Annotated in this window: 14 protein-coding genes and 1 riboswitch; of the genes, 5 read left to right on the forward strand and 9 right to left on the reverse strand. The window is 40.8% G+C overall.

The window, feature by feature from the left end; all coding sequences use genetic code 11:
• Positions 1 to 47: 47 nt before the first annotated feature.
• From RMB03_RS11875 to xerD, 3 genes are all read right to left on the reverse strand, one after another.
• Positions 48 to 1,349, reverse strand: coding sequence for a homoserine dehydrogenase (locus RMB03_RS11875; RefSeq protein WP_004640662.1), 1,302 nt, complete (start codon positions 1,347 to 1,349; stop codon positions 48 to 50).
• Positions 1,350 to 1,592: 243 nt separating this feature from the next.
• Complete coding sequence (locus RMB03_RS11880) at positions 1,593 to 2,405, reverse strand: DsbC family protein (RefSeq protein WP_056484281.1); 813 nt, start codon at positions 2,403 to 2,405, stop codon at positions 1,593 to 1,595.
• A gap of 146 nt (positions 2,406 to 2,551) precedes the next feature.
• Positions 2,552 to 3,472 carry a site-specific tyrosine recombinase XerD gene (xerD, locus tag RMB03_RS11885; protein ID WP_004640667.1) on the reverse strand — a complete coding sequence of 307 codons (921 nt, stop codon included), beginning with the start codon at positions 3,470 to 3,472 and terminating at the stop codon, positions 2,552 to 2,554.
• A 143-nt stretch (positions 3,473 to 3,615) separates the two neighbouring features.
• On the opposite strand from xerD, the gene RMB03_RS11890 reads away from it, so the two are divergent.
• From RMB03_RS11890 to ftsW, 5 genes are all read left to right on the forward strand, one after another.
• Positions 3,616 to 3,879 (forward strand): FeoA family protein, encoded by a 264-nt coding sequence (locus RMB03_RS11890; protein ID WP_016801736.1) that lies wholly within the window; start codon positions 3,616 to 3,618, stop codon positions 3,877 to 3,879.
• Positions 3,876 to 5,729 (forward strand): ferrous iron transporter B, encoded by a 1,854-nt coding sequence (locus tag RMB03_RS11895; protein ID WP_311076325.1) that lies wholly within the window; start codon positions 3,876 to 3,878, stop codon positions 5,727 to 5,729. Before RMB03_RS11890 ends, RMB03_RS11895 begins: the two co-directional genes overlap by 4 nt.
• Positions 5,730 to 5,749: 20 nt before the next feature.
• Positions 5,750 to 6,001 (forward strand): DUF6587 family protein, encoded by a 252-nt coding sequence (locus RMB03_RS11900; RefSeq protein WP_017391155.1) that lies wholly within the window; start codon positions 5,750 to 5,752, stop codon positions 5,999 to 6,001.
• A 160-nt stretch (positions 6,002 to 6,161) separates the two neighbouring features.
• The gene (murD, locus tag RMB03_RS11905; RefSeq protein ID WP_005037314.1) at positions 6,162 to 7,508 is read left to right on the forward strand and encodes a UDP-N-acetylmuramoyl-L-alanine--D-glutamate ligase; all 1,347 of its coding nucleotides are present in this window, start codon (positions 6,162 to 6,164) and stop codon (positions 7,506 to 7,508) included.
• Positions 7,509 to 7,532: 24 nt separating this feature from the next.
• Entirely contained in the window at positions 7,533 to 8,729 is a 1,197-nt protein-coding gene (ftsW, locus tag RMB03_RS11910; protein WP_004795141.1) for a putative lipid II flippase FtsW, read from the forward strand.
• A gap of 50 nt (positions 8,730 to 8,779) precedes the next feature.
• Here ftsW and gluQRS read toward each other — a convergent pair whose 3' ends face one another.
• The 6 genes from gluQRS to RMB03_RS11940 all read right to left on the reverse strand — a co-directional run bounded on the left by gluQRS (position 8,780) and on the right by RMB03_RS11940 (position 15,165).
• Entirely contained in the window at positions 8,780 to 9,676 is an 897-nt protein-coding gene (gluQRS, locus tag RMB03_RS11915; RefSeq protein ID WP_311076328.1) for a tRNA glutamyl-Q(34) synthetase GluQRS, read from the reverse strand.
• 1 nt (position 9,677) lies between these two features.
• The gene (gene dksA, locus RMB03_RS11920) at positions 9,678 to 10,214 is read right to left on the reverse strand and encodes an RNA polymerase-binding protein DksA (protein WP_004640678.1); all 537 of its coding nucleotides are present in this window, start codon (positions 10,212 to 10,214) and stop codon (positions 9,678 to 9,680) included.
• A 210-nt stretch (positions 10,215 to 10,424) separates the two neighbouring features.
• A complete protein-coding gene (gene cpdA / locus RMB03_RS11925) occupies positions 10,425 to 11,237 on the reverse strand; it encodes a 3',5'-cyclic-AMP phosphodiesterase (protein ID WP_005037307.1) in 813 nt (270 codons plus the stop codon).
• Positions 11,234 to 11,869: an NUDIX domain-containing protein gene (locus RMB03_RS11930; RefSeq protein ID WP_045437255.1), complete on the reverse strand. Its 636-nt coding sequence runs from the start codon at positions 11,867 to 11,869 to the stop codon at positions 11,234 to 11,236. Before RMB03_RS11930 ends, cpdA begins: the two co-directional genes overlap by 4 nt.
• A gap of 75 nt (positions 11,870 to 11,944) precedes the next feature.
• Positions 11,945 to 13,822: a phosphomethylpyrimidine synthase ThiC gene (gene thiC / locus RMB03_RS11935; protein ID WP_003654459.1), complete on the reverse strand. Its 1,878-nt coding sequence runs from the start codon at positions 13,820 to 13,822 to the stop codon at positions 11,945 to 11,947.
• A gap of 88 nt (positions 13,823 to 13,910) precedes the next feature.
• Positions 13,911 to 14,045, reverse strand: a riboswitch (TPP riboswitch).
• Positions 14,046 to 14,079: 34 nt separating this feature from the next.
• Positions 14,080 to 15,165 carry a hypothetical protein gene (locus RMB03_RS11940; RefSeq protein WP_311076333.1) on the reverse strand — a complete coding sequence of 362 codons (1,086 nt, stop codon included), beginning with the start codon at positions 15,163 to 15,165 and terminating at the stop codon, positions 14,080 to 14,082.
• Between the last annotated feature and the right edge of the window lie 65 nt (positions 15,166 to 15,230).

Below are 15,230 nucleotides of genomic sequence, written 5' to 3' on the forward strand. Positions count from 1 at the left end.
TTCCAATTAGAGATGAAGCGGGAGAGGGAATCTTTCCCTCAACCTGATTAACTATCGAGCGATTCTAAACGAATTCTTACGATTTCGCCACGAATTGCAGGTAATGCTTGAATTTGTGCAAGTGCCTCATCCATTTTAGATTCGACGATTGGATCAGTGAGAATCACGATTGGAATAAGGTCTTTTAAACGAGATTGTTGCATGATGGCATCAATACTAATTCCAGCACGGCTTAAGATTGTAGTGACATCTGCAAGTACGCCAGTTTGATCTTCGGCATTTAAGCGGATGTAATAACCTGTGGTCATTTCTTCACGGCTTAAAATTGGCACATTTGTTAATGCTTCAAAAGCAAGTTGAGGAATAGTTCCAGCACCATCTTCGGTATAAGAAATATCACGGACAATATCAATTACATCGGCAACAACAGCAGAAGCAGTTGGACCAGCACCAGCACCAGCGCCGTAATAGAGTGTAGGGCCTACAGCATGCGCTTGAACTAAAACAGCATTTTTAACACCATTTACATTCGCAATAAGCTGCTCATCTGGAATGAGTGTTGGGTGAACACGTAGTTCAATACCCTTTTCAGCGCGACGCGCAATTCCTAGGTGTTTAATGCGGAAACCGAGATCTTCGGCATATTTCACATCTTGTGCAGTAATTTTGCTAATACCTTCGGTATAGACTTTATCGAACTGAAGCGGAATACCAAAAGCACAAGACGCTAAAATTGTAAGTTTGTGCGCAGCATCGATACCTTCAACGTCAAACGTTGGATCTGCTTCTGCATAACCAAGTTCTTGAGCTTCTTTTAATACATCATCAAATGCACGGCCTTTCTCACGCATTTCGGTCAGAATAAAGTTGCCTGTGCCGTTAATGATACCTGCCAACCATTGAATATGGTTTGCAGCAAGACCTTCACGGATGACTTTAATAATTGGAATACCGCCAGCAACTGCTGCTTCATAAGCGATTTGTACAGCATTGTCTTCAGCTGCTTTAAATAGTTCGTTGCCATGTTCAGCGAGTAAAGCTTTATTTGCAGTAACGACTTGTTTGCCGTGTTTGATCGCTTCCATGATGACTTCGTAAGCAGGGTGTATACCACCCATCACTTCAACAACCATATCAACATCTGGTTGACGAACGATATCAAGTAAATCTGCGCTTTGTTTAATCCCTTCTAATTCGAGATCTGGACGAGGGCGGCGTGTTCCAACGTGGGTAATTTGAATTTCTCGACCGGTGCGACGTTTAATTTCAGCGGCATTTTCTTGTAGTAGTTTAAGGGCTCCTCCACCTACGGTTCCTAGACCGAGTATTGCCAGGCGAACTGGTTTCACGTCACACTCCATTCATCATTTAATCATTTAGTTGAAGCTAGATCATAGCTAAAAAAAACGCCAGACTCTAGCGCTTTTAGTGCCTGTTCAATGAATTAGAGTGCGATGTTTGGAAAAGAAGAGTAGATCAGTCTTTAAACACAGGTGGATAAAGTATTAATTAGTGAAAAAACAAAGCGCTGCAATAAGAGCAGCGCTTTTCTTAAGAGCCAGATGATTAATCATTCATCAACTTTAAGTGGATTATTTATCCAGACGTTTAATTAATTCATCTGGTGTTAGATATCCACCCAAGTACTCGCCATCAGCATTATAAATAGCAGGTGTACCATTTACACCCATATTCAAGCCAAGTTGATATTGCTCTCGAACAGGGTTTTTACATTGAGCTGGTGGAATGTTGATACCTTGTACTGCTTGATTAAAGGCAGCTTTACGATCTGCACTACACCATACAGCTTCCATGGTCGGCATAAATTGTTCGCCGCGTGGCCAAGCGATATAACGTACCTCAATACCCTTTTCATTAATTTCGGGTATGTGCTCATGTAGCTTATGGCAATAAGGACAGCTTGCATCGGTAAACACATAGATCACGTGCTTAGCCTTGCCTTTTGCAGGGTAGACAATAAGATCTTCATTTTTTAAAGCGGCAAGATGCTTTTTATTTTCTGATGCTTGAAGTGAGTCACCAATATTATGAAGCTCTTTGCCTCCTAATCGGATTACATCACCCTGAATTAAATATTTACCATCACTTGTTGTATAAACTGATGTCATCCCTTCAAGATTTACCCAATATAAATTAGGAACTTCAGTCGGCTTGATATCTAAAATTTTGGCGCTGATATTTGCATTTTTAAATTGTTTTTGCAAAGTTTCGATTAAGCGCTGCTTGGCATTACGCTCGATAATGGTTGAAGCTTCCCCTGTAGCAGGTGCAGTCGCTGTGAGCGCATCTTCTTTTTGTGGTTTGTTTTCTTTAGAACAAGCACTGAACAAAAGGCTAGATGCCAAAGTACAGGCAAGAAAAATTTGAGAGCGGGTAAAAGACATAGATAACCCTTATTTCATCAGTATTTATAGTCAGAAGCTGCTAAGCATACCAAAAAATCTAACGTGTATTGTTAAAACTTTCTTAACCTTTGTGAACGAAATCAAACGATTGATCTGAAATACTTGAGTGGAGCCTCAAAGCTTTATCATCCTCTAGGATGATGTTTTTCATGTAATTGTTGCATTCTCACTTGTGCTACATGTGTATAGATTTGAGTCGTAGATAAATCGCTATGACCCAGTAACATTTGCACGACGCGTAGGTCTGCGCCGTGATTGAGCAGATGCGTTGCGAATGCATGGCGTAAGGTGTGAGGCGAGAGTTCAGCTTGAATATTGGCTTGTAGCGCATAGCGTTTAATGGCATACCAAAAGTTTTGTCGACTCATAATCCCGCCATGTTGGGTTAAAAAGAGATAGTCAGTCGAGCTTTTATAGAGTTGAGGTCGAGCATTATTCAAATAGCGTTCTACCCACTCACAGGCAAATTGTCCTAACGGCACCAAACGCTCTTTATTGCCTTTACCTGTAACACGTAAATAGCCTTGTTTTAAATTAATGAGTTCCAGACGCAAGTTAAGTAATTCTGAAACACGCAAACCACATGCATAAAGCACTTCAAACATTGCTCGGTCACGTAAGCCAAGTGCTGTATTGATATCTGGTGCTTGAATTAGTGATTCGACATCTTCTTCAGATAGGTCTTTCGGTAGTGCTCGCCCAATTTTAGGAGAGTGGTGGGTCGCAACTGGATTATCACTCCGTAACTTCTGTTCACGTAAAAATTTGTAAAATTGACGTAGGGCAGATAAACACCGTGCAATTGAGCGGGGACTTTTTCCTGCTTTTGTCAGTTCGATAAGAACATCTGCAATATCATCACTTGACCATTGTGGAAGAGCATTTTTTTTATGGAGTTCGCTGCATTGAATGAGGTCAGATAAATAAGCATTACGTGTATGTGGACTAACAGTCTGTGCAACGAGATAGTCGCGAAAACCTTGTAAAAAGCTTAAATGTTCTGGAATTTGAACAGGGCTTGGAATACGCGGTTTTTTATTTAACATACACTACATCCTCTAAACCTCTGTACTGTAAAAGAAACTTTAAGGTTTGTCGATTAAACTAAATAGGAAGTGAAATTTAACCTTATTTGGTAATTATTCTCATTTATATGTATACTAGAAAAAAAGGTTTAGGATCGGATGCGGTGCGTTTATCAGCTTTAAAAGTGAAGCAAGCGGCGACCATCAGCAAAGTGAATCGGATATCAGTAGAGTCCGAGCAGCAAGATTTGGTCGCAATTCGTTTGGAAAGTTTGGGCTTTGTGCCAGGCACACGAGTGGAAGTGATTACCAAGGGTATTTTTGGTGGTGATCCGATCTTGATCCAAATTGGCTTTACTCGTTTCGCTTTGCGTAAAGCAGAAGCGGACAAAATCGAAATTCAAGTAGAAGAAGGAGTACCCGCATGAGTGATGCGTTACGTATTGCCCTTGTGGGAAATCCAAACTGTGGTAAAACCTCTCTTTTTAACCATTTAACTGGAACTCGACAAAAAGTTGCAAACTATGCGGGCGTAACGGTCGAGCGTAAAGTAGGTCATTTTCAGTTACCTTCAGGGCGTTCAGTGCGTGTACTCGATTTACCGGGTACATATAGTCTAAATGCAACCAGTCCTGATGAAGTTATTACCCGTGATGTTTGCTTGGGTAAGATTGCCGAAGAAGGTCAGCAAGATGCTTTTTTATGTGTAGTCGATGCGACTAACTTAAAATTGCATTTAGGGCTAGTGCTCGAAATGATCGAGCTTGGCCGTCCGATTTTACTCGTACTGAATATGATGGATGAAGCGCGTCGTCGTGGTATCCAAATTAATACTCAAAAGTTGTCTCAACGTTTGGGCGTAGCAGTCGTTGAAACAGTTGCTGTTCGCAATGCGGGTATTGAAAATTTATTACATGCCCTTGATCAAGAAAAATACAGTGTGCCACAAACAGAACTGAGTGGTTTAACTGGGACGCATCATCAAAAAATCGATATGATTTTTAAAGATGTTGTTCAATATGTCGATCAGGGAGATAAGCGTACTGATTTTCTAGATCGAATTTTCTTACACCCAGTTTTAGGCCTATTTAGCCTTGCCCTCATGATGTTTATTGTGTTTCAGGCAGTTTTTGCTTGGGCAGCTCCGTTCATGGATGGCATTGAAGGCTTCTTCGGTTGGTTAGGTGAAGTGGTGGGAACTGTGATTACACAGCCACTACTACATAGTTTGGTCGTTGACGGAATTATTGCGGGTGCAGGTGGCGTAGTTGTGTTCTTGCCACAAATTTTAATCTTGTTCTTCTTCATTTTAGTATTAGAAGAATCGGGTTATTTACCACGTGCAGCATTCTTACTTGATAAATTAATGTTTCAAGCGGGTCTAAGCGGACGTGCTTTCATTCCTTTACTTTCAAGCTTTGCCTGTGCAGTACCAGGAATTATGGCAACGCGTAGTATTAGTGACCCTCGTGATCGTTTTACGACCATTATGGTTGCGCCTTTAATGACCTGTTCGGCACGTTTGCCCGTATATGCTTTGCTTATTGCGGCATTTATTCCAGAGAAAATGATCTGGGGTATTTTCAACTTACAAGGTCTGGTGTTATTCGGTCTGTATATGGCTGGTATTGTGAGTGCTCTTTGCGTTTCATTTTTAATGAAGTTTTTGCAAAAAGATAAGTCACAGCATGCTTTACTGCTAGAGCTACCAAGTTATCGTTTCCCCGATTTAAAAAGTGTGGGAATTGGTTTGCTGGATCGTGCAAAGATCTTCTTGAAACGTGTCGGTGGAATCATTTTTGCGCTTTCTATTTTGCTCTGGTTTTTGTGTACTTTCCCACAGCCACCAGAAGGGGCGACATTACCTGCGATAGATTATAGTTTTGCCGGTATGCTCGGACATCTTATTCAACCTTTATTTGCTCCAATTGGTTTTAACTGGCAAATCTGTATTGCTTTAATTCCAGCAATGGCAGCACGTGAAGTCGTAGTGGCAGCATTAGGTACAGTTTATGCCTTGTCTGCAACGAGTGACGATGCTGTAGCTCAAGGTTTGTCACATCTGATTAGTGCAGATGGCTCGGGTTGGTCTTTGGCAACAGGATTATCGCTTTTAGTGTGGTTCATTTATGCTCCACATTGTTTGGCCACATTGGCAACGGTACGACGTGAAACAGGTTCATGGAAACATGTTGCTGTCATGACTGCATATCTGTTCGGCTTGGCTTATTTGGCATCGTTTGTTACCTATCAAATTGCTTCCCACTATTGGGGTTAAGGCAAGAAAGGAGGTTGTACATGATTCAATATCTGATTATTGCGGTTTTAGTGAGTTGGAGTGCTGTTGTTGTTTTTAAGAAAGTATTTCCAAAAACAGCAAATTCAGTCTTTTCTACACTCTCTTCATTTTGTGAAAAGCAGGGTTGGACAACCTTGGCAAAATGGCTTAAGCCAAAAATGACCTTTGGCTGTGCTGGCGGCTGTGGTTGCTCAAGTGAAGATAAACCTAAGAATACAGTTCAAGAAATTAAGCCGATTAAATGGCAATAAATTTAGTATTTCTTGTTTCGTCTAAAAAGCCATCATATTGATGGCTTTTTTACGCACTGACACAAAAAAAGATGAATAAAGTTCAAACTGAAAAAGCATTCAAAACAGCAAAGTGCTAACATTTTTGCCATTCTGTCGATTGATAAATTGTGGGGCAAAAATGTTAATACAACGTGGTGGATTAAAAGTTGTCGCAGGCTTAGGAATATCAGGCGTTTCTGCTGTTAATTTCCTGCATGAACAAGGCTACCAAGTTGCAGTAACGGATTCTCGTCCCACACCCCCAGGCTATGACCAGATTCCAGCTGGCGTTAAAACCAGTTTCGGTCAACTTGACCAAGAATTATTATTACAAGCAGAAGAAATTATTTTAAGCCCAGGCCTTGCACCGCAATTACCAGAAATTCAGGCAGCTATTGCTCAAGGGATTTCAGTTGTAGGTGACATTCAATTATTACGCCGTGCGACCGAAGTACCTATTGTGGCGATTACGGGTTCTAATGCGAAAAGTACAGTAACGACTTTAATTGGCTTAATGGCTAAAGATGCTGGTAAGAAAGTTGCTGTTGGTGGAAACCTTGGACGCCCAGCTCTAGATTTATTAAAAGATCAACCAGAGTTGCTTGTACTTGAGTTATCAAGTTTTCAATTAGAAACCACGTCTCATTTGAATGCTGAGGTTGCTGTGGTTCTTAACATGAGTGAAGATCATCTAGATCGTCATGGTGATATGTGGGGTTATCACCAAGCAAAACACCGTATTTTCCAAGGCGTTAAAAAAGTCATATTTAACCGTGATGATGCTTTAAGTCGTCCTCTTGTTCCAGATACAACACCAATGCAAAGCTTTGGTCTAAATGCTCCAGACTTAAATCAATATGGTGTTTTAAGAGATGGCGATGGCACGCTTTGGCTTGCACGTGGTTTGCAGCGTTTAATTAAAAGCTCAGATTTATATATTCAAGGCATGCACAACGTAGCCAATGCTTTAGCTTGTTTAGCATTAGGTGAAGCAATTGGCTTACCGATGGAATCTATGCTTGAAACGTTAAAACAATTTAAAGGATTAGAGCACCGCTGTGAGTATGTGAGAACTGTACATGATGTACGTTATTACAATGACTCTAAAGGAACTAACGTTGGTGCTACACTTGCAGCAATTGATGGTTTAGGCGCTGCAATTGAGGTTAAAAAGGGTAAGGTTGCCTTGATTTTGGGTGGGCAGGGCAAAGGTCAAGATTTTGCTCCATTACGTTCTTCTATCGAAAAATATGCCAAAGTTGTGGTATTGATTGGTGAGGATGCTCCAGTTATTGAACAAGCTATTCAGGGCGCAACCAAAATTTTGCATGCAGCAACGCTCAAAGAAGCTGTAGAGCTGTGTCAACGTGAAACACAAGCTGAAGATGTTGTGCTGTTATCACCAGCCTGTGCAAGTTTTGATATGTTTAAAAGTTATAATGACCGTGGTCAGCAGTTTGTTGCCTGCGTCAATTCGTTGGTTTAAAGAAAACATGATTAGGAATGTAGTATGGCAGGCTTAGCTCAGACCACAATCCAGAAAATCAATCATTGGTATGAACGGATATTGCCTAAATGGCCAGCGGAAGTGACGCCACGTAATGTCCTGATTTTCTGTGTCGTTGCATTATTGTGTATCGGTTCAGTGATGGTCGCATCTGCTTCGATGCCCTATGCTGAATATATGCATGAAAACCCATTTCACTATGTGATTCGTCATGGTATTTCGATTGTCGCTGCGGCTGTGGTGGCTTATTTGACCTATCGGATATCACTCAATACGTGGTTTAAAAATACTTTCCCGTTGTGGTTGTTGACCATGGTTCTTTTGCTTGCTGCTTTGGTGGTGGGTTCAGAAGTCAACGGTTCTACACGCTGGATTAAGATCGGTGGCTTTACTTTGCAGCCAACCGAGGTTGCCAAAGTCATGATGGCAATCTTTACCGCAGACTACGTTGTGCGCCGTGCCAAAGAGGTTCGTACTCATTGGAAAGGCTTATTACGTTTAAGTGGGGTCATGGCAATCACGGTCGGTTTGATTATTGCTGAGCCTGACTTGGGTGCTACGATCGTAATTGTGTTGATGATGGTCGGTGTATTCTTTTTAGCTGGCGCGCCGCCAACACAGTTCTTAATCATGCTTGGTGCAATCGTAACCGGTATTGTGTTTTTGATTCTGTTTGAACCTTACCGTTTCCAACGTTTGATTTCGTTTACTGACCCGTGGGCAGATCCATTAGGGGTGGGTTACCAGTTATCAAATGCGTTAATGGCCTTTGGCCGTGGTGAATGGTTTGGTACAGGCTTAGGGCACAGTGTACAAAAGCTATCTTATTTGCCAGAAGCACATACTGACTTTATGTTGGCTGTGTTAGGTGAAGAGTTCGGTTTCTTTGGTATTTCGATTGTCATTGGTTTGTCTTTCTTGATGTTGGCATGCTGTATCAAAATTGGTCATCGTGCATTGAAACATCATTACCTTCGCGCAGGTTATTTGGCGTACGGCATTAGTATTATTTTCTTGCTCCAGATTTTGGTAAATGCGGGCATGAATATGGGGTTGATGCCGACTAAAGGTTTGACTCTGCCATTTATTAGTTATGGTGGTACATCTTTAATGATGTGTGCTGCGATGATTAGCTTGATCTTAAAGATTGATGCTTCAACCCAAGAAGTTAACCCAGAAAGGGAAGAATCAAACTTCTAGTTGAGTATTTAGGTATTAGAAAACCCGATTTGATATCGGGTTTTTTTTATTTATAGGTAGGTTCCGCGTAGCTGCTCTACATGTGGAATTAAATCTACATTCCACTGCGCTACTGCTTGTTTAAGCATAACTTTAGGCTGGTCTAAATCAACGTTAAGTTGTCCTAGTGCTTGTATTGCTTGTTGTAGTAATTGAGGAGCTTTTGACAAATCGAGTGCTTGAGCAAGGTTTTGCTTAGAAAGCTTTTGCCCTTGATCGTTCATGGCGAGGGGAAGGTGCATATAACTCAGTTTAGGGTAACCTAAGAGCTCACCAAGCCAGATCTGCCGTTCAGTATTATCTAATAGGTCTGCGCCTCGAACGACATGGGTGATGCCTTGCAGATAATCATCAACGACTACGGCAAGTTGATAGTTAATAATCCCGTCACGGCGTTTAAGAACAAAGTCTCCAAGGTCGTGTTGCAGATTAGAACAATGAGTTCCTTGTAGTCGGTCTTCAAAACAGATCTGCTGATCTTGAACTTTTACCCGAATCGCTTGACCTTGAAAATCAAGATTTAGATTGCGACAAGTCCCTGCATAGATTGCATTTGAACCCAACATTTTGCGTGTACATTGACAAGCATAGACAAGACCCTCTTTTTTAAGTTGGTCTAATACGCTTTCATAAATGTCTAAACGGTTTTTTTGAAAGATGATTTCTGCATCGGGTTCGAACTGGAAGGCTTCCAGTGATGTGAGAATATGATCTTCACTGCCGGGATAAATACGAGGGATATCTGTGTCTTCGACACGAACGAGCCATGTGCCATGATGGGCCTTTGCATCACAATAACTGGCAACGGCAGTAATGAGTGATCCAAAATGCAAAGGGCCGGTTGGCGATGGCGCAAACCGGCCTGAATATGCAAAGCTAGGTTTCTCTTTAGGAGTTACCTCGGTCATATTAACCGTTATTTTGCTTCTCTTTGATTTCTGCCAAAGTTTTGCAATCAATACATAAAGTTGCCGTTGGACGTGCTTCTAAACGACGTAAGCCGATTTCGATACCACACGTTTCACAGAAACCATAGTCTTCATTTTTAATGGCTTCCATAGATTGTTCGATTTTACGAATTAACTTACGTTCACGGTCACGTGTACGCAATTCAATTGCAAACTCTTCTTCTTGGGTAGCACGGTCATTTACATCTGGCAATGCAGTTGATTCGTCTTGCATCGTATTCAACGTACGATCAACTTCAGACATCAATTCAGCTTTCCATGCTTGCAGAATTTGTCGGAAATGCTCGAGCTGTCCTTCAGACATGTACTCTTCATTTTTCTTAGGTTGATAAGGTGCAATACCAAATAAACTTGCAGTTGTGCCTATATCAGAAGTTTTAGGTTTCACTTTACGTGCACGTTTTGCAGAAGCTTTTTCACCTTCCACTACAACTTCTGTATGTTCATCCAAAACTTGGTTGTGGTTGTCATTCGCCATAATAGGGCATTCCTCATCATACACGTATTATCTATACGCAAAAAATATGGTGATATGCAAGTGTTTTTATAGAAAACCATCGATGGATTTTACCATCGGGTCGTCATCATATAGATTTTTCCTGCAAGATGATAGTCATTCCGACCCGTAAATATTTTCAAAACGTGTTTACCCTAGTCATAATTGCATATAAGCATATAAAAAATAGAGCTAATAGCCTGAAATATCAGTATTTATAAGGCCCTGAAAATTTTCAAGACGGAAGACTTCGGTTTCAAAACTACCATCGTTTTTTAGACGAATGTAACGGTAGCCGGGAGCATTTTGGTCTAGGGCAAAGTCATTACTAAACGGTTTAAACTGAACACTGGTCGATGGGGTCGAGAAAAACTCGATCCCTTGCCAAGTGTTGAGTGAGTCTTGGTGAACATGCCCGCAGACTAAAGCTTTTACATTTTTAAATGGAGCTAATGTTGTAAGCAACGCATTAGAATTTTGTAACTTGTGATGATCAATCCATTTGGATTTCATTGCAAAAGGATGATGATGACAAGCCAATAAAACAGGGTTATCTGAAAATTCTTCGAGTAATGTCGCTAAATTTTGTAGTTGTTCTGGTGACAGATGTCCATCAATCTGACCTTGTACCGCACTATTTAATAAAATAACACGCCAGTTTCCTAAGCCAATCACCACAGGTTCCTGATGGTTTTCTTTATGCAATGGAAAATGGTCAACGTTATCATGATTACCCAGTGTCTGAAAAAATGGCAGACCTAACGTTTGCATATATTGAATATAACGTTTGTACGTAATAGGCGTTGGTGCTTGAGCCAGATCTCCGGTATGGATAATGGCATCAGTTTCAGGATGTTTTTTCAGGATCTGTTGAATAATTGCATGAAAACTTTCTTCAGGATTCATCCCCACAAATTCTAAGTGCGGATACTCCAATAAGTGAGTATCGGTAATTTGTATAATGACATGGTCTTTTTGTGAAAGTGTTGAGACTTGAAAAGTCACCGTCCTACCTCGTCGGATTTTATTATCGTTGTGATGTGTTGAGACAGCCATTGTAATGCCATAATGACAGGAGCATTTCTTAAACGTCCGCTGTCGAGTAACGTCTGGATTTCACTATAATTAAATAAGTGCAGTTGAATATTTTCACCCTCATTATCTACACCAAAAACGCCGCCTTCAGCAGGTAAATCGGTTTCGCTAACATAGAGATGAAATAACTCTGAACACGCACCAGCTGACGGATAAAAGCTAAATAGATGTTGTAAATCCTGAACTGCACACCCTGACTCTTCGAGGCTCTCTCGACGAATACAACTTTCGGGTGTTTCATCACCGTCTAACACGCCTGCGATTATTTCCAGTTGCCATGGGGAGTGAGGGTCATCTAAAGCACCAACACGAAACTGTTCAATCAATGCGAACTGTTGTTTTTGATCGTTGTAGAGTAAAACGCCTGCAGCCTCTGGGCGATGAATAAGCTCGCGCTGTATTACAGGAGTATATTCAGACTGGTTAAATAGACGATGTCGAAGGCTGACTTTTTCAACCTGAATAAAACCGCGGAATACATATTCACGGGATGTTATTTCGACATCTTCAGATATATAGCTTGGATGTTCAACAATGCTCATGAGCCAGTCAGGATAAAATCTATTTATTTCATCCTAACTGAGAATCATGGCTAGGCAAGTGTTTTTTTTGAATATTTACACTTTGTGATACAGTTTTTGTCCTTGTTCTTGATAAACCTCTTTCATGGTTTTGAGGCCTTCTTCAACCTCTGTATTGATATTGGTGAGGTTGTTGGCATAGTCGCGAACATTCTGGGTGATTTTCATCGAGCAGAACTTTGGTCCACACATTGAGCAAAAGTGTGCAGATTTGTGAGCCTCTTTTGGTAAGGTTTCATCATGCATACTACGAGCTGTGTCAGGGTCTAGACTTAGGTTGAATTGATCATCCCAACGGAATTCAAAACGTGCTTTTGACAAGGCATTATCGCGAACCTGTGCACCCGGATGTCCTTTAGCAAGATCGGCCGCGTGAGCCGCAAGCTTGTAGGTAATAATCCCGTCTTTAACATCTTTCTTGTTTGGTAGACCCAAATGCTCTTTTGGTGTGACATAGCAAAGCATAGCCGTGCCGTACCAACCAATCATGGCTGCACCAATTGCAGAAGTAATATGGTCGTAACCAGGAGCGATATCAGTCGTTAAAGGCCCAAGAGTATAGAATGGCGCTTCTTTACAAACTTCTAGCTGCAAGTCCATGTTTTCTTTAATCATGTGCATTGGTACGTGACCAGGGCCTTCAATCATGACTTGAACATCATGTTCCCATGCACGATGAGTGAGTTCACCGAGTGTTTTAAGTTCGCTGAATTGTGCTTCGTCATTTGCGTCTTGGATACAGCCCGGACGTAGGCCATCGCCTAAACTGAACGAAACATCGTAGGCTTTCATGATTTCACAGATTTCATCGAAATGTGTGTATAAGAAGTTTTCTTCATGATGCGCTAGACACCACTGTGCCATGATTGAACCACCACGAGACACAATACCGGTCAAACGATTTGCAGTGAGTGGTACGTAGCGAAGTAATACGCCTGCGTGAATCGTGAAGTAGTCAACGCCTTGTTCAGCTTGTTCGATGAGCGTGTCTTTAAAGATTTCCCAAGTCAGGTCCTCTGCAACACCATCCACTTTTTCTAGTGCTTGATAAATTGGTACGGTGCCGATTGGAACAGGTGAGTTACGAATAATCCATTCACGTGTTTCATGAATATTCTTACCTGTCGACAAATCCATAATGGTGTCAGCACCCCAACGGGTTGCCCATGTCATTTTGGCAACTTCTTCGTCAATTGAAGAACCAAGCGCTGAGTTACCAATGTTGGCATTAATTTTAACCAAGAAGTTACGACCAATAATCATTGGTTCAAGTTCTGGATGGTTAATGTTTGCAGGAATAATTGCACGACCTTCAGCAACTTCTTGGCGAACAAATTCAGGTGTAATTTCTTTTAAATTTTTTGCACCAAAATTTTGTCCCGGATGCTGGCGCGTATCAACACCTTCACGCTGGCGCTGATTTTCACGAATTGCAATATATTCCATTTCAGGTGTGATAATACCTTGCTTGGCATAGTGCATTTGAGAGACATTTTTGCCAGCTTTGGCACGGCGTGGATTTTGAATGTGGGCAAAGCGAATATCTGCGGTACGGATATCTTTTAAACGTTCTTGACCAAACGTTGAAGTTAAACCAGAAAGTACGTCAGTATCGTTACGTTCTTCAATCCAGTTTTGGCGAACTGAAGGTAAACCTTTGTCTAAATCAATTTGAACATTTGGGTCGGTATAAACACCTGAAGTGTCATAGACCATTACAGGGGGATTATGTTCGCCACCAAGTCCGGTTGGGGTATCGGTGAGAGAAATTTCCCGCATTGGAACCTGAATGTCAGGGCGAGAGCCTTCAATATAAACTTTTTTTGAAGCGGGTAAGATGCGAGTTAAATCTTTTGCATCTTGTTCATGTTGCGCTGAAATTTCAACAGAAGAGAGATTCGTTAACTGGTTCATTACATGATCCTTATGAATAACATCAACGAATCAAGCACGACCAAAAACGATGGCGGATTTATCTTTACTAGATAAATTTGAGGCTTTAGTTTTTAGATGGCTTGATTCCTACGCAGGTCTTAACCTGATCAGGTTCAACGGTACTTGTGATCAAACTTGTGTTGCGATAACACGAAATTTACACAATCTCAGCGAGCTATTACTCGCGCTCCGTCAAGCGAATTACAGACTAACATGATTTAGGTTGGCTGGCATTGTCAATTTGTATCTATACAAACCGCATCTATATGGCAGTCACGATAGACTTCAGTGTTCCATGGCGAATCAAATTTTAATAGCTGCTCAAGTTGTTCATGGGTAATCTGATAATTTGATTTTTTATCGCCATTCTTTTCAGTTAAATCTATTTTAAATTGCTTATTACGTTCCTCTACAGGTGTGGCAATAAACTTAAGAAATTGCTGGGCAGGTTTTGCTAAACTCGATTGGTTTTGTGTAGATAGAAAACGGATTTGTTGAAGTGCATCTTTATCAAACCATGTGTTCGGAGCATATTCATCTGAAACAGGGGTGTTATCTAGGCCAAAGAAAATAAAATAGCGATATTCGTTAAAGAGTAGTTTTGCATCACCAATAAAGTGGCTTTTTGGATATTTTTGAATAAATTTTTCCCAAAAAAGTGCTCGTTCAGTAAGTTCCTTCCATGAAACAGCCAAAGCACCATCGTTATAGAAAATATCCTGATTGTCTTTGGCCATACGAGTTAAGAACTCTTTTTGGTCCGTGGTTAAGGCTTTAGAAAAAACATCGACTAGATAGTTTGGCTGACGTCGATAGGTAAACATGCCTTCGCCTTGATAAAGGAGGTCAATATAGGCTTCACCATTATGTTGAAGTAAGTATTGGTCACGTGGACTAAGTTGGTCGAATAATTTTTTCTGGCTTTGAATGACTTTTTTAGGGTCTCGTTGTTTTTGTTCTAAAACGGCATAGCCAAAAGCTTCAAAAGCTCTGGCTGTTTTGTCAGTGTAGTCTTGCTTTAGAAAACGTTGATACATGGTAGTTGATGCATTAATAAGCTTAAGCTGTTCATCATTCTTCAAAGATGGAACACACGTTTTTAGCTTCTCATTAATTTGATTTAAGTCTTCTATTTTGCTGGTTTGATTGATTTTCTGCATAGCAGCCATAATTTGTAAGCAGCTACTGTCTTGTTTTTGAGTGGCCTTTTGTTCAGTTGATTTTTGCTCTTTAGAAACAGCTTGATCTTGCTGCGATGTTTTATTACATCCAGATAAAATGAGTGCGCTGCACACACTCATCATTAGAAATTTTTTCATCATTGTATTTTTATCGAAGTGAACATTGCTCAAATTATAACTCGGAAAAAGATTGCATCATTGTTAGA

It is taken from the genome of Acinetobacter sp. V91_7, assembly GCF_031799075.1.
Lineage (GTDB): Bacteria > Pseudomonadota > Gammaproteobacteria > Pseudomonadales > Moraxellaceae > Acinetobacter > Acinetobacter calcoaceticus.